Source organism: Atribacterota bacterium (assembly GCA_028717805.1).
Taxonomy (GTDB): Bacteria; Atribacterota; Phoenicimicrobiia; order Phoenicimicrobiales; family Stramentimicrobiaceae; genus Stramentimicrobium.
In genome coordinates, this window is the sequence record JAQUNC010000008.1 from 1 (window position 1) to 18,360 (window position 18,360).

Consider the following 18,360-nt stretch of genomic DNA (forward strand, 5'->3'; position numbering starts at 1 on the left):
AGGCCGAAGCAGTAGCTCAGGCAGCACGTGATAGCGGGGTAGCCAGGATATAGGGCATGTTTTTAGGAAACTGTATTAGATAAGTAATAGCAAATAAGATAAAGAAAGAATAATAAGTCAAAGGAGAGATTTAAATTGAAAGAGTATCGTATTGAAGAGGATTTATTGGGGAAGAAAGAAGTTCCCAATGATGTTTACTATGGAGTACAAACTCTAAGAGCAATGGAAAACTTTAAATTAACTGGTTATAAGATGGACAGAGATTTTATTAAGGCATTAGGAATAGTTAAGAAAGCTGCGGCAAAAGCCAATATGGAAATTGGTCTACTTGATGAAAAACGGGCTAAGGCTATTATGGATGCTACTCAAGAGGTTATTGACGGTAAACTAAATGAAGAATTTGTGCTAGATCCAATTCAGGGTGGAGCAGGAACTTCTAATAATATGAATGCCAATGAAGTAATTGCCAATAGAGCTATTGAAATATACGGAGAAGGCGAAAGAGGTGATACTTCTGTTATATCATCCCTAACCCATGTAAATATGTCTCAATCTACTAATGATGCAGTTCCCACAGCCATCAAAATCGCACTACTAATAAAATCACAGGCATTATTAGAAGCTACCGATAAATTAGAGAAGTCTTTTCGGACCAAAGCTAAGGAATTGGACCATGTTTTAAAAATGGGCAGAACTCATTTACAGGATGCGGTTCCTATACGGTTAGGACAGGAATTTTTAGCTCATACTAATGCCGCAAAAAGGTCACGAGAAAGAATAGCTCGGTCGATAGAAGGACTAAAAACAATAAATATGGGAGCAACAGCAGTAGGAACTTGCCTTAATGCTGAGCCTGAATATATTAAACTGGTAGAAAAAATACTAAGAGAAATGTCAGGGTTTGATTTGCTTATAGCAGAAGATTTAGTAGATGCTACCCAAAATGCTGATGCTTATGTAGAAGCTTCGTCAGCTATTAAAGCATGGGCAGTGGTATTATCTAAAATATGTAATGATTTAAGGTTAATGGCTTCTGGCCCACGGGCAGGTTTATATGAGATAAGGTTGCCTGAAGTTCAACCTGGCTCATCTATAATGCCAGGAAAAGTAAATCCGGTAATTCTCGAAGCAACTAATCAGGTGGTATTTCAGATCATAGGCAATGATGTTACCATTAATTTAGCCGCTGAGGCAGGTCAATTAGAACTAAATGTAATGGAGCCAGTATTGGCATTTAATTTAATGCAGAGTTTTGATCTAATGACCAACGTCCAGAACATGCTCAGAGAAAAATGCATTGATGGAATAATAGCTAATGAACAAAGATGCCGGGAATTTGTAGAGAGAAGTATTGGTATTATAACTGCCTTAAATCCACATATCGGGTATGAAAAAACTTGCCTGGTGGCTAGAGAGGCTTTTCTAAAGAATAAGAGCGTCAGAGAAGTGGTTTTGAAGCATAAAATAATGGATGAAGATAAGTTAAATAAGATACTAGATCCTTATGAAATGACTAAAGTCGGTATTGCCGGAAAAGAGCTGTTAAAAAATTAAACATTAATTATAGAATCTTGAGGCAGCAAAAAAGGGTAAAATTTGATAATAAAAAGAAATGCTAATTTGTGTTATTACTGTAAATCCTGTCAATTAGCCTGTTCATTTCATCATACCCGTACTTTTTGGCCGGAAAAAAGCAGTATAAAAATATATCGTAATCCGGTTAGTGGTGAAGCTGAGTGGAGGATTATGTCAACTTGTGACCAATGTTCTGAGGAAGAAATCCCTCTGTGTGTTAAATACTGTTCTTATGGGGCTCTAAGTCTATCAAATGGGTAATGAGGATAAACGATTATGAGTAAGAATAGAAACATTAGAGGTTGTTTAGCAGGTAAAATATTATGGATAGACTTATCCGATAATAAAATATGGAGTGAAAATACCGAAAAGTATGCCTTAAAAACTCTAGGCGGAAGAGGAATTAATTCTCTAATTATGCTGGAAAAAATTGGAAAGAATACCAAATGGTCTGATCCAGAAAACCTTCTTTGTTTTGGTGTTGGTAGTATGGTAGGAACAATGGCTCCCGGAGCATGTCGTGTTGATATTTCAACCATTAATGTATTTAATGGAGGAAAGGGCTCAGCAAATGTGGGAGGATTTTGGGGTCCTGAGTTGAAATATGCCGGTTATGACAACCTAATTATTATTGGTAAAGCAAAAAGTCCAGTTTATCTGTATATTAATGACAATGATATTCAGATTAGAAATGCAGAGAATTTATGGGGAAAAGATACCTTTGAAACAGAAGAACTACTACGAGCAGAAATCGGAGATAGGGATATTAAAATTGCTTCAATCGGTTCCGCTGGAGAAAATCTGGTAAGGGGTTCAGCTATTATAGTTGATACTGCAAAAGCTGCTGGCGGCTCAGGTGTAGGTTGTGTTATGGGAGATAAAAAGCTTAAGGCTATAGTGGCTCGTGGACATGGAAAAATAAATGTTGCCGAACCGGAAAAGTTTATGGCTATTGTGGCAGAATGCAACAAAAAGTGTATAAATCAAGAAAGCACTGCTCTGATGAGAAAAGCTCCCTTGAATTTTTATACAAATCCTGAATGGGAAGGTTGGAATACTAATATTGTTGCTAAAAACGGACAGGATGACCAGTGGGAATACGAAAAAAGAATCAGATTGATGAATCTCCAAAGTGGCGTTCCCAGTATGGTAAAAAAGGTCAGGGCATGTTATCTATGTCCAACTGGATGCATGCCCTTTATGGAAATAAGCAAAGGAGAATACCAAGGAACCAGAGGAGAGGGATTTTGGATTAATACTATTATGGGGCATGCTTGCCGAGTTGATGTTTCGGAGCCGGAAGCAGTCGTAGGATCATGGATACTGACTAACAAATTAGGCTTAGATGGCGATTTTGCTGCAGCAGTAATATCATGGGCATTTGAATTATATGAGAAAGGTATTATTTCCCAAAATGATACCAATGGATTGGAATTAAATTGGGGTAATAGTAAATCTTTTATAGAAATGCTAAAAAAACTGGCTTATAGAGAAGGATTAGGTAATTTATTAGCTGATGGGTTAATAGAAGCAGCTAAAAATATTGGCAGAAATTCAGAAGATTATATTATACATATGAAAGGGCAGCCTTCTATAGAGCCTTTTCGGGTCCCCAAAGCATGGGCGCTGGCAGTTTCTACTTCACCAGTTGCTGGCAGACATCTCAGGGGGGCTACCATGGGGAATAAAAGATATGGGCCTAAACCACGTATTGGTAAGTTTAATGTAATTGATTATGAAAATCAAGCTTATGGAGTTTTTTGGCAGGGGAAAACTAAAGAAATTGAAGATAATCTGGGTATATGCAATTATGTCGGAACATGGTCTGGAGCAAATTTTCTTGATATATCAGATTTTGTTCAGTTAATAAATACTGGTATGGGATTGAATGTGAATGAAAAAGATTTAATGGATTATTATGCGACCTTGGGCAGAAATATGGAAAAGGCGTTTAATGAGCTACATACGAATATGTCTCGGGAAGATGATATGCCTCCTAAAAGATTTATGCAGGAAGAGGTAAAATCGGGTCCATACAAAGGATTTAAAATCGATAGAAAACAATATGATAAAATGTTAGATGAATATTATGGCCTCTGGGAATGGGATATTAAAACAGGAAAACAAACTAGATCAGTATTGGAAAAGTTAGGAATGAAAAAAATAGCTAACAGGCTTGCCCAAAAAGGAAAATTAGTGGCAAGATAGCTGAAATACCTATTAGTCTTATTAAGGAGGGACACTTGAAGATATTGTGTATTAATCCAAATAGTTCTAGTGAGGTAACGGATGGGATTAGAAAGATCTGTGAGAAATATGCCTTGGCTGATACAAGAATTGAAGTTAAGCAAATCGAAGAAGCTCCGTTAGGAATTGAAAGTTATTTGGATGCAGCTATTGCTGAAAAATATTTATTAAAATATTTCAAGGATTGGGAAAAACAATATGATGGATTTATCATTGGCTGTCATAGCGATATAGGTATAGATCTGCTTAGAGAATTAACCAATAAACCGGTTATAGGAATTGGCGAGGCGTCTATGCTTTATGCTTTACCTTTAGGTCACAAATTCAGCATATTATCACTAAAAAGAAAAAAAATACCCCAAAAAGAGGATTTGGTCAAAAAATATGGCTTGGAAGACCGATGCGCATCAATCCGTACTACCGGTTTAGGTGTAGTTGCAACTGAAAACGATAAAAGAGAAAAGTTACTCCAAGAAGGGATGGCGGCGGTACAAGAAGATAGAGCTGAAGTTTTAATACTGGGATGTGCTGGAATGGCAGGATTAGATAAAGAAATTGAAAAAGTTGTAGAAGTCCCTGTTATTGATGGACTAGTATGTGCTTTGATGATGATAGAGTCTTTTATTAGATATGGAGTTGGAACTAGCAAAATAGCTAAATATAGGTAAAATACATAATTAACAATTTATTGAATGTTTTATTTTTAGTAAAAATAACTAGAATATATTAGTAAATCTCAGGAGGGTATATAATGGACAATTATGATCTAGCGATTAATTCCGGAAATGTATTTATCAATGACCAATTAGTAAGCTGTAGCATCGGTATTAAAGATGGAATAATTGCTGTTGTTAGTAAAAATGCTTTAAAAGCAGAAAAGGTTATTGATGCCAAGGGAAAAACAATTCTACCTGGAACAGTAGATCCGCATGTCCATATTAGAGCACCAGGTGATGAATATAGAGAAACATTTCTTTCGGGAACCAAAGAAGCTGCTTTAGGTGGGGTAACTACTGTGCTGGAAATGCCCATATCTTCTCCGCCACCTTATTCTCCGGAAATTGTGAAAAGCAGAATGGCTATTGCTGAAAAGGAAGCAGTGGTGGATATAGCCTTTTTTGGAGCTGCCGGGATTGACCAGAAAGAAAGTATTTTACCATGTTCCAAATCAGGTATAGTTGCTTTTAAAACTTTCTTACATGAAGCTCCCGAAGGGAGGGAAAAGGAATTTATTGGATTGACTGCACCTGATACAGGTGATCAGTATGAATTGATGGAGATATTAGCTGAAACTGATCTCATTACTGCTTTTCATGCCGAGAATAATGATATGATTAAGAAAAACATTGCCCGGCTCAGGAAAGAAGGAAAGACTTCTCCTATCTATCATGAGAGATCTCGTCCTCCTGTTGTAGAAATTGAAACTACTGCTAAAATATTACTTTTTGCTGAAAAGACTGGGGCAAAGGTGGAAATAGCTCATATCAGTACACCCGAGGCAGTTCAACTAGTTCAAGAAGCAAAGGAAAAAGGAGTATTAGCTATTGCGGAAACCTGTCCTCATTATCTGTTTTTGAATGAACAGGCTTTAGTTAAGCACGGTGCTTTTGCTAAATGTAATCCACCAGTCCGTAGTGAAGCTGAACAAGAGGAGATGTGGGAATATTTAAGAGCAGGTTATTTTGATATAATTGGCAGTGATCATGCTCCCTATACTAAAGAGGAGAAAGAAAAGGGTAATGGTGACATTTTTGTACCTCCGGCTGGTTTCCCTGGACTTTCTACCAGACTTCCCTTAATGTTTACCGCAGTTAAGGAAGATAAGCTTGATCTGGCTATGATGGTACAACTAATCTGTGAAAATCCGGCTCGTATTTTCGGATTATATCCCCAAAAAGGAGTGATAATGGTAGGCGCTGATGCAGATTTTGTTATCTTTGATGCAGATCAGAAAGGCAAAATAGACAAAGATAAAATGTTTACTAAATGCAAAGACAGCGCCATAGTCTTTGATGGATGGGAAGTTTATGGACAACCAGAACAGACTATAGTAAGAGGGGAAGTTGTTTATGAACATGGTGCTATCAAAGTTAATCCAGGATATGGGAAGATTATCAAAGTATTAAGGTAGATGAATTGTTGTCTCTTTAAAAATCATAAAGTTTAAGTTGATGAAAACATTAAAAGGCTAATTTTTCTGATTTGATATATGAGCTTGAAAAATTAGCCTTTTCTGCTTTTTAATGAAAGGAAGACTGAAAGGGTAACATTCTTTGCCTTAATGAATAGTGCTGTTTTGCTCACCAATTATTTTAGAAGGTTCACATTTAATTTCATAATTAAATATCTGCTTATTGGGTATATTCAGGATTTGTTCTCCCAGAGTTTCGCAGCTTTCTTTTTGGAAGTCAATTAGTTTGTTTATTTCTGGTTTTAAGGTGACCAGAAGTGTTTTGTGGTCTGATTTGAAAAGGACTCTAATTATACCAGGATTATTTTTTACTCTGATGTTTCCTTTGCCCATAGTGCAACCGGTAGATATCTGTAAACCGTCGATCAAGCAGGATGTCGGAGTACGGTATTCTAATTCTATTTCAGTTGAGAGATCAAAATATCCTTTTACTCCCAGCAAATCCAGGGCAAATAAACCCATCTTAATACCCAGATTAAGGTAGGGTCCGGAGTGACCATGTAGCTTAATGCCACGTTCAACCATAGCATTGATATTATTATAATCCACTGCTAATTTAATCATTGATTCCTTTACGCTTTATCATTTATACACTATCATAAGTCTTCCCACGATCTGCTTCTTTTTTGGTTATTGTGTTACGAAAATATTAATTGTAACACTATCTAATATACTTAAATATTATCATAAAGCTGAGAAATGTCAAGGAAAATAGTCATATATCATCAGCTCTTTCTTTCCAGATATCTTTTTAATAACACAATAATTATAGAAAAAATTCCGGATCAATTTGCTCAGGGAGGCCATGGGCATGAGTTTATCTGTGCAATAATTGTTGTTATTCCTGGCAGCGGTGGATGAGAATAATAATTAATTCTAGCATTTTGCCAGCATAAAAAGAAAAAATAGAATACCAATATGAGCTTGAAAATAAAAGTGGTAAGTATTTAATGTAGATGTGGAAAGGATTATGTTCCATTTTATAAATAATATTTATCCCACAATTAATATAGTTGCAATCGAAAAATGATTGTAATAAAATAAAAATAGTTAAGTGAAGAAAAAAAATAATAAATCTAGCAAGGAAATTAAAAAGCAAAATGCAACCCACATTATCAGAATATCTTGAAGGATTATCAAAAAGATATAAGCTGCATTATAATGTTGAAACTAACAAATTAATCTCAGGAAAGAAAATAGATATATATGCTCTTTCTGTTCTAGAGCATTACCGTCATGTTCTTACCAAAAAAATTCAAATTGACCGTTACCAGGAAAAAGAAATTATCTTTGTCCAGGGATTTGAACAATTAGTAGATGATAGAATTATAAATGATTTTTCTCAATTTTTAATCAATATCACCCGGGAACTGGTTATCCCTTCTTTTGAGGTGATGTCTCACACAATCAATGGAATAATAATATCTGCTCAAGGTTTTTCTCCAGAGGCAATTGCTACTACTAAAAGATTCAGATATGGCAAGACCTTTGTCTTAGGAATAAAGGGCTGGTGTGATATTCGTTTATTGCTTATTGACCTTAAACACAGTTGCGTATACTGTAATCCCAAAGGTAAAGAAATTGCCTCAGTCTATAATTTTAAAAAGGAATTAGGGGGTGGTAAAAAACAATCAGTAATTAATTAATTAATACAATCGCTTATATTATCTGTTCTTGCTCAAGTTTTAGGATTTAAATGTATAATCCTATTGTCGGGGTATCGATCTATTGCTCATTTTTCAATCATTATTTTTTATTAAAAACATTTATTAATTAATTTCTTTCTAATCATTTTTGAAGGAGGTTTGTTCTAATGAGTCTGTTAACCATACTGATTTTAGCCATTATTCTTTATATTATTGCTTACAGGATATATGGAAGTTTTTTAGATAAATTAGTTGAGATTGATGACAAAGCCAAGACGCCAGCACACACTATGACTGATGGGGTAGATTATGTTCCAGCCAAGGCTCCGGTTTTACTAGGTCACCATTTTGCCTCCATTGCCGGTGCCGGACCAATTACCGGCCCAATTGCAGCAGTAGTATTTGGGTGGCTGCCCTGTTTTATCTGGATTGTACTTGGTTGTATTTTTGTAGGAGGAGTACATGACTATTTCGGCTTGATTACCTCAGCTCGTCATAAGGGCAAATCTGTGGGTGAGATTATTGGACAGTATGTGGGTAAGAAAGCAAGAACCTGGTTTTTACTATTTGCCTGGTTAGCTCTGGTATTGGTGGTTGCAGTCTTTACCATTTTAACTGCCCAGGCTTTTGCCGCTAATGCCTCTGTTGCCACAGCCGGATTTTTAATGTTATTGATTGCCATGGCTATGGGATTCGCTCTTTATCGTGCCAATATGAGTCTACCACTGGTTACAGTAATTGGGGTAATTCTCCTCTTTGTTTCCATCTGGATTGGACTTAATTCACCATTTTTATTCTTCAATCAAGTGACTTGGACCTGGATTTTAATTGCCTACATCTTTCTGGCTTCAACCTTGCCGGTCTGGATGTTATTACAACCTCGTGATTATCTCTCCTCTTTCCTGCTTTATGTTGCTCTTATTGGTGGAATCCTTGGAATACTGGTTGTCAGACCTACTTTGGTTTATCCTGCTTATACCAGTTTCAAAACAGGGGTAGGATTTTTATTCCCCATGTTATTTGTTACTATAGCCTGTGGTGCAGTTTCTGGTTTCCATTCCATGGTTGCCTCTGGAACCACAGCAAAGCAGCTTGACAATGAGAAAGATACCAGATTAGTAGGCTACGGAGCCATGCTTCTTGAAGGAGTGCTGGCAGTTATTGCCCTTGGTACAGCTGCTATATTGACTCAGGAAGGGATGAAGACAGGTTTGGCTGAATGGGGTGGTGCAGTTGGTATATTTGCACACGGTCTGGGTAAATTTTTAGCTGGTTTAGGTGTCCCGGAACAGACCGGTGTTGTCTTTGGTTCTTTGACTATCTCTGCCTTTTTGATTACATCTCTGGATACAGCAACACGTCTGGGAAGGTACTGCTTTGAAGAACTAACAGCTGAAAAAATGCCCTCTATTTCTAATCGTTATATGGGTACCATTATAACTGTTATTGCCGGTGGAGCACTGGCCTTAACCGGACAATGGGCTGCAATCTGGCCGATCTTCGGTTCTTCTAACCAATTATTGGCTGGTTTATCCTTAATGGGTGCCACTGCCTATCTAGCTCATCTGGGTAAAAACTTCAAAGTCACTTATTATCCTATGGCTTTTATGATGATTGTTACCATTGTTGCCCTTATTAATCTGGTCTTTACCAATTTTGGTAGGGGCAATGTTCTTCTCGGTACAGTATCTATTTTATTGTTAATCTTAGCTAGCTTTGTAGTCTATAGTGGATTCCAGGCTTTGGGTAAATTTAAAGAAAAAGTATCCACTGGTGAAGCTAAATAAATAATTGATTGCCAAAAAGTAAAGGCAGTATATATTTATAAAGTAGTATAACGCCTCAACGCCCCGACAATGAATAAAAATAAATCAGGCTGGCAAAAGTCAGCCTGATTTATCCTTATCTATTGGAATTATCAATCTTTTTTTAGAATATCGGAATTTTTTAACATTACGATACTATAAAAATTTTTTTGATAAAGAAAAATAAATTATATAATTTACGGTATATTAGATACGATATACTAAGTACTAATGCAAGGATTCACAAGGATAAGGATTCACCTTGAATCCCTATCTAAGTATCATTAGTCCCGAATTACAAAAGAAGAAGAGGTGTGGTAAATGTACGCATTCCGGAGTAAGTATATTGCGGTTGAAGGAGCTATTGGTGCCGGAAAAACAAGTTTAGTGCTACAATTGAGCAAACGATATAATGCCCGAGCTATCCTGGAAGTTGTGGAAGAAAATCCTTTTTTACCTCATTTTTATGAAGACATAAAAGACTTTGCTTTTCGAACCCAGATTTTCTTTTTATTAAGTCGATATGACCAGCAGGTAAAGGCTGCTCAACAGGACCTTTTCAGACAATTGTCATTTTCGGATTATATGTTTGCTAAAGACCGGATTTTTGCTTACCTTACTCTTTCCGGCAATGAACTGGCAATGTATGAACATCTATATCAAATAATATGTCGGGATATACCTGCTCCTGATATGATTGTCTACTTAAGAGCCAGCACCAACTTACTGATGAAAAGGATAATGCTCAGAGACCGTCCTTTTGAACGTAAAATCTCTGTTCAATATATGGAAAGACTAAATAAATCTTATGAAGACTATTTTACTAATCAGCATAGTTTTCCCCAAACCAAGCTGGTCATCATTAATGCTGATGAATTAGATTTTGTGGGCAATAGTCGTGATTTAGAGTTTGTGTGTCAGAAGGTTCAAGAGAAAGACAAAGAATGAGAAAGAGTCACTTAGTTATGAAAAAATTTATTATTATCTCTGGAAACATCGGAAGCGGAAAATCAAGTTTGACCAAGCTTTTGAGTAAACGGCTGGGATGGAAGGCTTTTTATGAAGTGGTAGAAAACAATCCCTATTTAGAAGATTTTTATTATGATATGAAAAAATGGAGTTTTCATCTGCAAGTTTTTTTCCTCTCTAAACGCTTTCAACATCACCAGACTATAGTGAGAGACCCATCTTCTGTGGTACAAGACCGTAGTATTTACGAGGATGTTGATATATTTGCTAAAAATTTGTATGAACAGGGATTGATGGAACCCCGAGACTATCATAATTATAGAGAGTTATTCAGTATTATGGTGGATTTTTTATCTCCGCCTAATCTGATAATTTACCTGCAGGCATCTGTTGACACTTTAAAGAGAAGAATTGCCTTACGGGGCAGGGATTATGAGAAAAAAATTTCCAGAGCCTACTTAGAACAACTCAATATATTGTATGAGAAATGGTTAGAGGGATTTACTATTTGTCCTATTTTGACAGTTCCCACTGATGATCTTGATTTTGTGCAGAGAACGGAACATCTGCAACTGATCACTGAAAAAATTCTGACTAAATTGCAGGGAGTAGAAAAAGTCTCTTTTGACTCAACTGATGTTAAGGATTGAATAGAAAAATTGATGGAAATGAATTTAAAAAATCTGGATATTCCCGTATTATCTTATCTATCAGAGGAGTATCCCATAGCGATAGAAGAATTAAGTAATAGGCTCTCACTTTCCCGGGCAGAAGTAGAAAAACAGATTCAGCAATTAAAACAATTAGGATATTCTATTTCTATAAATGATCAAAAAAGTTATCGTATTATTTCCCGTCCTGATATTTTGTTACCATTTGAGATTAAAAATAAACTAACTACCAGATATATTGGACAAACAATCTATTATTTTCCTGCACTAACCTCTACTAATATAATAGCTAAACAGAAGATTCTAAGAAAAACCGATAACATACCAGAAGGAACAATTATTATTACTGAGCAACAAAGCGAAGGGAAAGGTAGATTAGGGAAAACATGGTTTTCTCCAGCAGGTGGCATCTGGCTTTCTATAATATTGTATCCTGAAATTATTTCTTCTTCTATAGGATTAATTACCTTAATGGCTGCTGTGGTTGTAGCTAACACAATCAGTAAATTGTTTCCAATTAAGGCGCAAATTAAATGGCCCAATGATATACTTATAGATGATAGGAAAGTATGCGGTATATTAACTGAAATGAGTACAGAGACAAAGAATATACAGTGGGTTATAGTAGGAATAGGCATAAATGCCAATAATGACTCATCTGAGTTACCCGAAGATATTCGCAAATGTTCTATTTCCTTAAAAGAAATTACTGGGCAATTGATACCCCGGGTTATGTTAGTGCAGTATCTTTGTACTGAGTGGGAAAAGTTTTATGAGATGTTGAAAAGAAAAGATTTTTCCTTAATTTTAGAAGAATGGAAACTCTACAACAATATAATAGGGAAAAGAATTAGGCTGGATACCGAAGAAAAAATTATTGCTGGAGAAGCTATTAATATTTCAGATAAAGGTGCCTTAATTTTTAAAACGGATGACGGTAAAACTATGGAAATAATATCTGGTACTGTTCTAAAATAAAAAAGTAGAAGGGAAGGTTACAAAGAAGGTAAAATGCCAATAATACAAAAAGATACCAGGCAAGTAGTAAAAGATAAAAATCTTTCTACTGAACAAAAATGGTTATTAGATATTTCTTCTGCTTATTTTGGTATCCATCAGAGAATAATAAATTTCTTGACAGAAATTTACCTTTCTCCTCTCAGACCAAAATTTGTCCATGAAAAACTCAGAGAGATAGCCCTCAATGATATGTGGTTTTATAAATCTCACCCTGAAGCGAGTAGGGCTATCAAAGCCATCCTAACATTATTTAATGATATGTTAAATAAAGAGCTTAATTTTAGGGACAAACAACGAGTTCTGGAAACCTTATTTGAATTCATTCGGGAGTTAGCCAAAGATGACTATATGGAAGTGGAATTAGATTTTCTTGCTGAAGAAGTGTTTCATATTCTGGATAAAACCTTACACCATGATAAAGATATAAGAATATACTCATCGAGTTTATTAAAAAAGCTTCCTACTCACCTCACCAAGCATAGAGATTATTCCCGGAGAATGGAGAATTTACTCAGGGTATCTCTAAAGGAAAATATACAGATATGGAAAAATCAGCTGGATTTCCAGGAATGGTGTCAAAAGCAGGATAAATATTTTTCTGAGAAATATAAGGTAGAAATCTTAAATATCGCTAAAAGAGAAAAACAATTTATTTCCGAAATGCAGGAAAAATTATCTCAAGCCCATAACTGGGAGGAACTGGACAGCATCCCTGATTTTAAAGAATGTATAGCTAAATTAATTGGTTACCTTGAAAAAGATGCATCGATTTTAGAGAAAATACATTTCCTTTATTACTTACTGGAAATCCCGGAAATGATGGGATTAAGAGATTCTCTGTTAGTGGAATTAGCCCAGCTCTATAAAAGGTTTGCCCCTGAAGATATAGCAGAATTACCTCTGAATAGTTTTTTGACCACTACTTTCTCCCTCTTTAATAGCCTCAAAACTGAAAATATGGAAAAGATTTTAGAATGCTTGTTGAGATTGGGGCAAGGTATATATCAAACAGAAGATCAGACCTATATAGATACTTTGATTGAGCATCTTATCAGATTTGGTTTTATTTATCCTGGTGAAGTAAAAATTAACGATGATTGGCAAATTCAGACCGATAATAATCATCTCAAGATAATTAGATTATGGCTTGAATTAATCAAGTGCTCAATCCGGCATAGCAGTAAGCTCATATCTGCTTTAATCGTAAATTTGAAGCTGGGAGGAGTGCTTATTCGAGATGAAGATCTTTTTCAAAGGGATGTTAGCAAATTACTCAATAGTGATATCAAATCAAACTATGTGTTAATAAAGCAATTACTAAGCCTTTTTCCGGTTTATTTTAGCGCAGTTGGAGCAGAGGGAAAGATCAGGGAACTATCTACAGATATAGATAAACTTTCTTATAGTGAAGATAGATTAATCCATTTTTTAAGAAAGCAAGTACATGTAGAAAGCAATAACTCACAGATAGAACTGATAAGAAGAATTTTTTGTTTCTGGTATGACAGGAATCATCACCCTTTATTAGAGTATCTTCCCAGCGATGTTCAAAAAGAGTTGTCTGTGTCAGGAAAGTGGTTTGATCCGGTACATAATATTACACGTAAGCTTTGTAAAGCAATGAAAGTAAGTCCAGTAGCTATGCTGGAGAAGGATATTGATGAAATAAAAAAGGCTTTAGAAAAAATCAAAAACCTTGATGACTGTAATAGCAAGCGAATTATTTATCTGATTGAACTTTATCAACTATTAAAACATAAATATACACTGGATTATAAATTTATTTGCCTTGATTTGCAAAAATCAAATATTTTTACCATCAGGGAAATAAAAAAGTTAGAAAATAATATTAAAAATGACAAATGTACCGCTTCGATAAAACTTATTTATAATATGATCTCCCGCTTAAAGAAAATCATTCTGGAATCTCCCAAGACTGAAGCCCAGGAAAGCATATACCTTAAGCGTCATATTGCCTCCGGAATTCCTTCCATGTATGGACAATATTATGAACAAAAATTAGTTGCTATGGGATTAATTCTGCGCCTGGAAAAATTAGCAGATTATCTTATCAGTAAATTAATCAGTCAAAGAAATCTGGATTATATGACTATAGATGGTTTCCATAATGCTGCCAGAATATTAGATTTATTTAAAGAAGGATTAAGTCTAAATGGAATTTCCAATGAGAATTTTAACTCCCATCTGGAAATGCTTAATTATAGTTTTAAAACTACAACCTTTTCCATGGACCAGTTTGTGAATATTTTCTATTTTTTTACTCTCAATATTAAAGAAATAATTGATAATTATTATATACTGCCCTTCAGTTCATCTCTGAAAACGATTATTCGGCAAAACATCATGGGGACCGATACTTCTAACAAAACCAATCAGGAGCACATTATCTACCGGAAATCAGAAGAATTTTACCGTGACATAATCGTTGCCGCTTTTTTAGTGCAAAGTTTAGATAATTATGTTTCTAAAATACTGAGTACTTTAAGAAATATGATGGCGAGATTAAAACCAGAAGTGATTCATATGTTACTCAATTATAATCCCAAATTATTATGTACTTCCTTACACAAATCCAATCCTAAAGTAGATAACCAGATATTTTTAGGTGCCAAAGCCTATTATCTTAAAAAATTATATTCCTACAAATTTCCCATTCCGCCAGGTTTTGTGCTTACTACAGAATGGTTTCGAGATAGAAAAGCTATCATGCAGTTTCCTGAAATGTACCAGGCAATATTGGGGATGATAAGAGATAAATTAATGGAATTAGAAAGAATAACCAGGAAAAAATTTGGAGATTTAAAAAACCCTCTCTTCCTGGCAGTTCGTTCCGGAACAGTCATTCCCATGCCTGGAGCTATGGATTCCATTTTGAATATTGGTATGAATGATGAGATTGCCGAAAGTTTAAGCAAAATCCCTGAGTATGGATGGGCAGTCTGGGATTCTTACCGAAGGTTATTACAAAATTGGGGCATGGCTCATGGAATAGAGCGAGATGAATTTGACAAACTTATCTTAGGATTTAAACAAAAATATGAAGTAGAAGAAAAGAGAAAATTTAGCAAAGAACAGATGAAAGCGATTGCCTTTTCTTATAAAACTTTGCTGCTGGATTGTGGGATTAAATTTGAAGAGGATCCCTTCAAACAGCTGATCCAGGCTATAATTCTTGTATTTCAATCCTGGTACAATGATAGAGCGCAAATTTTTCGTAAAAAGCTTCAGATTGCCGAAGAATGGGGAACAGCAGTTATAGTACAGGAAATGGTTTTTGGTAATATTAATACTGAATCGGGGACCGGAGTCTTTTTTACCAAGGTACCATTTGAAAAAAGTTCGGAGGTTACCTTATATGGCGATTTTACCAGTTGCAGTCAGGGAGAAGATATTGTATCTGGATTAGTTTATACTTTACCGGTTTCCGAATTTCAAAATAAAAAATTTCCTCAGTTTAGAGGAGAGTCTCTGGAAAAACAATTTCCGGAAATTTATCAAGAATTGCTTAGATTAGCAAAAGAGTTAATTTATCAGAGAGGGTATGAGCATCAAGAAATTGAATTTACCTTTAAGTCAAAACACAGGCAAGATTTATATATCTTGCAAACCAGACCGTATGCCCTGAAGGATAAAGAAAAAACTCCTATTTTTACCAGTCCAGATATTCTTAGCCATCTGGCTGGATCGGGTATCGGAGTCGGTAGAGGGGCAATGAATGGTCGTGTTGCTTTTAGCCTGGATGATATAAGACTGCTGGCAGAAAGATATCCTCAAGAGCACAAGATTTTAATTCGACCTGATACAGTACCGGATGATATTGAAATGATATTTGAATGTGATGGACTGTTAACTTCACGTGGCGGAGTCACCTCTCATGCAGCAGTCACCGCTGCCCAGTTAGGTAAAGTTTGTGTGGTGAATTGTAAACACTTAATAGTACTAGAAGGGGAAAAGAAATGCATTATTAATAATACGGAATTCAAAACTGGTGATAAAATTGCCATAGATGCCTACCTGGGGAATATCTATAAAGGTCATCATGCTATTGATTTAGAACAAATATCTTATTTTAATGAGAAGGGAAACCTATAAATTGGACTCAAATAGTACAAAGAATCGCCTGGGTATTAATGGATTAGGCAGAATTGGTAAATTAACCTTATGGTATCAGCTGCAGGAAAATCATTTTGATAGTTTTATAATAAATATAGGGCGTTCGGTTGGAACTAATCTGGTAGATATTGCCAATTTGATAGCTACAGATTCCACTTATGGCTCTATAGAAAGATTTTTATTTGGTATAAAGGCAGAAAAAGATATTAAGATTATTAATGAAAAAGAAAATCTTTTAGAAATTTTTGGGAAACCAGTAAAAATATTATGTCAAGCGAGAAATCCCAGAAATATAGGCTGGAAAGAATATGGAGTAAAAATAGTTATTGATACTACTGGTGCTTTTAATGATCCTACTGTTGCTGAAGATAATGATATAGGTAGCCTGAGAGGGCATCTATTTGCCGGAGCTCAAAAGGTTATTAATAGTGCACCTTTTAAAATAAAAGATAAATCCAGAAAAATGCCGGTGGACTGCAGTACCCTTATTTATGGTATTAATCACACTTCCTTTAATCAACATAAGCATAACATTATTTCTGCCGCTTCATGCACTACTACTGCTTTAGCCCACATGGTAAGACCTTTACTAGAAAGAGAAGAAACCAAAAATATACTAACAGCATCCTTATCCACCATTCATGCTGCCACTAATAGCCAACGAGTGCTTGATTCACTGCCTGGTGCTGGTGATACAGATTTACGAAAAAATAGAATGGTCTTTAATAATATTATCCTTTCTACTACTGGGGCTGCCAATACCTTAGAAAAAGTTTTGCCAGAGGTGAAAAGGGTTGGTTTTATGGCAGATTCTGTTCGAATTCCCACCGATACCGTTTCTCTCATTATTTTAAATCTTACTTTTCATACCTATTTGGATAAAAGAGGAAATTCTATCATTAATCGAGAATTTCTGAATAGTATCTATCAGAACACAGCTCAAGGAGCACAAAAAAATCTTTTATGTTACAGCGATAATCAGAATGTATCATCAGATTTAAAAGGAAAACTGTATGCAGTTGTTATAGAGGGTCATGATACTCATACTCGAACTGGATTTATCAGCCTTAATCCGGGAATGCTGCAAAAGGTGGGATTCAATTCTGATAAAACAATTGATATTCCAATAACTCACTCTACCTTATTTGGATGGTATGATAATGAATATGGCAGTTATGTTCACTGTTTAGGGAAGCTGGCTATCTATATTGATAAAAACTTATAAATATATTAAAAACAGTGGAAAGATATATTATTAAAGAACATTGTAAATTGTAGGTTTGCCAATGAAAAAAATAACTATTCGTCAAATGACTCTGGTTTCCCTATTTGCAGCACTAACTGCTGCCGGTGCTTTTATTTCCATTCCTATTGGCATAGTTCCCATAAGTTTACAAAACCTGTTTACTTTTTTATCCGGAATGGTTTTAGGAAGCAGACTGGGTGCTTTTAGTCAATTAATCTACATCTTGCTGGGAGCAGTGGGTTTACCGGTCTTTTCCGGGTTTAGAGGAGGCTTAGGGATTTTAGTGGGACCAACTGGAGGTTTTTTAATAGGTTTTGTTATCTCTGCTTATGTTATTGGAAAACTCATTGAAAAGTTAAAAGAAGCCAGCATATGGTCTTATTTTACTGTGGGATTACTGGGAGCATTTATAATATATCTTACTGGAGTAATCCAATTATTAATTATCACCAGAATAGGGATAAAGGAGGCTGTCCTGGTGGGAGCAATTCCCTTTTTACCGGGTGATTGTTTAAAAGTGATTATTGCTTCTTTCCTTGCCCTCAGACTAAAATCAGTGGTTTCCTTACCTGAGGTGTGATATAATTTTGTTCGTAACTATGCGGGGCGTAGCGCAGCTTGGTTAGCGCGCTTGGTTCGGGACCAAGAGGTCGGAGGTTCAAATCCTCTCGCCCCGACCACCTACTTTTTATTAATCTTATTACTAAGTTCCTTTCAAGGTTATATTCGAAGATACTATTTAATGATTTTATTGCTTGATTTATGTTAATTTGCTATCATAATTAATAGACAAATGAATGTAAATTTCTACTAATATCTCAAAAAATAGTAAGTTTAAATAACAATTTTAAGGAAA

Annotated in this window: 15 protein-coding genes and 1 tRNA gene; 15 read left to right on the forward strand and 1 reads right to left on the reverse strand. The window is 35.4% G+C overall.

What is annotated here, in order from left to right:
• Positions 1 to 135 precede the first annotated feature (135 nt).
• The 5 genes from PHD84_03010 (at position 136) to PHD84_03030 (ending at position 5,953) form a co-directional block, all read left to right on the forward strand.
• On the forward strand, positions 136 to 1,554 hold the full coding sequence (locus PHD84_03010) for an aspartate ammonia-lyase (GenBank protein ID MDD5636773.1): 1,419 nt from the start codon (positions 136 to 138) through the stop codon (positions 1,552 to 1,554).
• A 42-nt stretch (positions 1,555 to 1,596) separates the two neighbouring features.
• Positions 1,597 to 1,836 (forward strand): hypothetical protein, encoded by a 240-nt coding sequence (locus tag PHD84_03015; protein MDD5636774.1) that lies wholly within the window; start codon positions 1,597 to 1,599, stop codon positions 1,834 to 1,836.
• A 15-nt stretch (positions 1,837 to 1,851) separates the two neighbouring features.
• A complete protein-coding gene (locus PHD84_03020) occupies positions 1,852 to 3,783 on the forward strand; it encodes an aldehyde ferredoxin oxidoreductase C-terminal domain-containing protein (protein ID MDD5636775.1) in 1,932 nt (643 codons plus the stop codon).
• Positions 3,784 to 3,818: 35 nt separating this feature from the next.
• Positions 3,819 to 4,490 carry an aspartate/glutamate racemase family protein gene (locus tag PHD84_03025; GenBank protein ID MDD5636776.1) on the forward strand — a complete coding sequence of 224 codons (672 nt, stop codon included), beginning with the start codon at positions 3,819 to 3,821 and terminating at the stop codon, positions 4,488 to 4,490.
• A gap of 83 nt (positions 4,491 to 4,573) precedes the next feature.
• Positions 4,574 to 5,953, forward strand: coding sequence for a dihydroorotase family protein (locus PHD84_03030; GenBank protein MDD5636777.1), 1,380 nt, complete (start codon positions 4,574 to 4,576; stop codon positions 5,951 to 5,953).
• Positions 5,954 to 6,100: 147 nt separating this feature from the next.
• Here the strand turns inward: PHD84_03030 and PHD84_03035 are convergent, their stop codons facing one another.
• Positions 6,101 to 6,577, reverse strand: a complete 477-nt coding sequence (locus PHD84_03035; GenBank protein MDD5636778.1) for an FmdE family protein — start codon at positions 6,575 to 6,577, stop codon at positions 6,101 to 6,103.
• A gap of 135 nt (positions 6,578 to 6,712) precedes the next feature.
• Here PHD84_03035 and PHD84_03040 point away from each other — a divergent pair, with 135 nt between their 5' ends.
• The 10 genes from PHD84_03040 to PHD84_03085 all read left to right on the forward strand — a co-directional run bounded on the left by PHD84_03040 (position 6,713) and on the right by PHD84_03085 (position 18,184).
• Entirely contained in the window at positions 6,713 to 6,874 is a 162-nt protein-coding gene (locus PHD84_03040; protein MDD5636779.1) for a hypothetical protein, read from the forward strand.
• Positions 6,875 to 7,113: 239 nt separating this feature from the next.
• Entirely contained in the window at positions 7,114 to 7,659 is a 546-nt protein-coding gene (locus PHD84_03045) for a hypothetical protein (GenBank protein MDD5636780.1), read from the forward strand.
• 167 nt (positions 7,660 to 7,826) lie between these two features.
• Positions 7,827 to 9,446, forward strand: a complete 1,620-nt coding sequence (locus PHD84_03050; GenBank protein ID MDD5636781.1) for a carbon starvation protein A — start codon at positions 7,827 to 7,829, stop codon at positions 9,444 to 9,446.
• Positions 9,447 to 9,785: 339 nt separating this feature from the next.
• A complete protein-coding gene (locus tag PHD84_03055; GenBank protein MDD5636782.1) occupies positions 9,786 to 10,412 on the forward strand; it encodes a deoxynucleoside kinase in 627 nt (208 codons plus the stop codon).
• 17 nt (positions 10,413 to 10,429) lie between these two features.
• Complete coding sequence (locus tag PHD84_03060; protein ID MDD5636783.1) at positions 10,430 to 11,083, forward strand: deoxynucleoside kinase; 654 nt, start codon at positions 10,430 to 10,432, stop codon at positions 11,081 to 11,083.
• Positions 11,084 to 11,101: 18 nt separating this feature from the next.
• The gene (locus PHD84_03065; protein MDD5636784.1) at positions 11,102 to 12,082 is read left to right on the forward strand and encodes a biotin--[acetyl-CoA-carboxylase] ligase; all 981 of its coding nucleotides are present in this window, start codon (positions 11,102 to 11,104) and stop codon (positions 12,080 to 12,082) included.
• Positions 12,083 to 12,115: 33 nt separating this feature from the next.
• Positions 12,116 to 16,237, forward strand: coding sequence for a PEP/pyruvate-binding domain-containing protein (locus PHD84_03070; protein MDD5636785.1), 4,122 nt, complete (start codon positions 12,116 to 12,118; stop codon positions 16,235 to 16,237).
• 1 nt (position 16,238) lies between these two features.
• Positions 16,239 to 17,483, forward strand: a complete 1,245-nt coding sequence (locus PHD84_03075; protein MDD5636786.1) for a glyceraldehyde 3-phosphate dehydrogenase NAD-binding domain-containing protein — start codon at positions 16,239 to 16,241, stop codon at positions 17,481 to 17,483.
• Between the two features lie 61 nt (positions 17,484 to 17,544).
• A complete protein-coding gene (locus tag PHD84_03080) occupies positions 17,545 to 18,084 on the forward strand; it encodes a biotin transporter BioY (GenBank protein ID MDD5636787.1) in 540 nt (179 codons plus the stop codon).
• A 22-nt stretch (positions 18,085 to 18,106) separates the two neighbouring features.
• Positions 18,107 to 18,184: transfer RNA gene (locus PHD84_03085), tRNA-Pro, on the forward strand.
• Positions 18,185 to 18,360 lie beyond the last annotated feature (176 nt).

Coding starts and splice junctions, on each gene's coding strand:
- PHD84_03020 (MDD5636775.1), top strand. CDS start 1,852: ATGAGTAAGAATAGAAACATTAGAGGTTGTTTAGCAGGTAAAATATTA.
- PHD84_03050 (MDD5636781.1), top strand. CDS start 7,827: ATGAGTCTGTTAACCATACTGATTTTAGCCATTATTCTTTATATTATT.
- PHD84_03065 (MDD5636784.1), top strand. CDS start 11,102: ATGAATTTAAAAAATCTGGATATTCCCGTATTATCTTATCTATCAGAG.
- PHD84_03045 (MDD5636780.1), top strand. CDS start 7,114: ATGCAACCCACATTATCAGAATATCTTGAAGGATTATCAAAAAGATAT.
- PHD84_03035 (MDD5636778.1), bottom strand. CDS start 6,577: ATGATTAAATTAGCAGTGGATTATAATAATATCAATGCTATGGTTGAA.
- PHD84_03060 (MDD5636783.1), top strand. CDS start 10,430: ATGAAAAAATTTATTATTATCTCTGGAAACATCGGAAGCGGAAAATCA.
- PHD84_03040 (MDD5636779.1), top strand. CDS start 6,713: ATGTCAAGGAAAATAGTCATATATCATCAGCTCTTTCTTTCCAGATAT.
- PHD84_03055 (MDD5636782.1), top strand. CDS start 9,786: ATGTACGCATTCCGGAGTAAGTATATTGCGGTTGAAGGAGCTATTGGT.
- PHD84_03080 (MDD5636787.1), top strand. CDS start 17,545: ATGAAAAAAATAACTATTCGTCAAATGACTCTGGTTTCCCTATTTGCA.
- PHD84_03070 (MDD5636785.1), top strand. CDS start 12,116: ATGCCAATAATACAAAAAGATACCAGGCAAGTAGTAAAAGATAAAAAT.
- PHD84_03030 (MDD5636777.1), top strand. CDS start 4,574: ATGGACAATTATGATCTAGCGATTAATTCCGGAAATGTATTTATCAAT.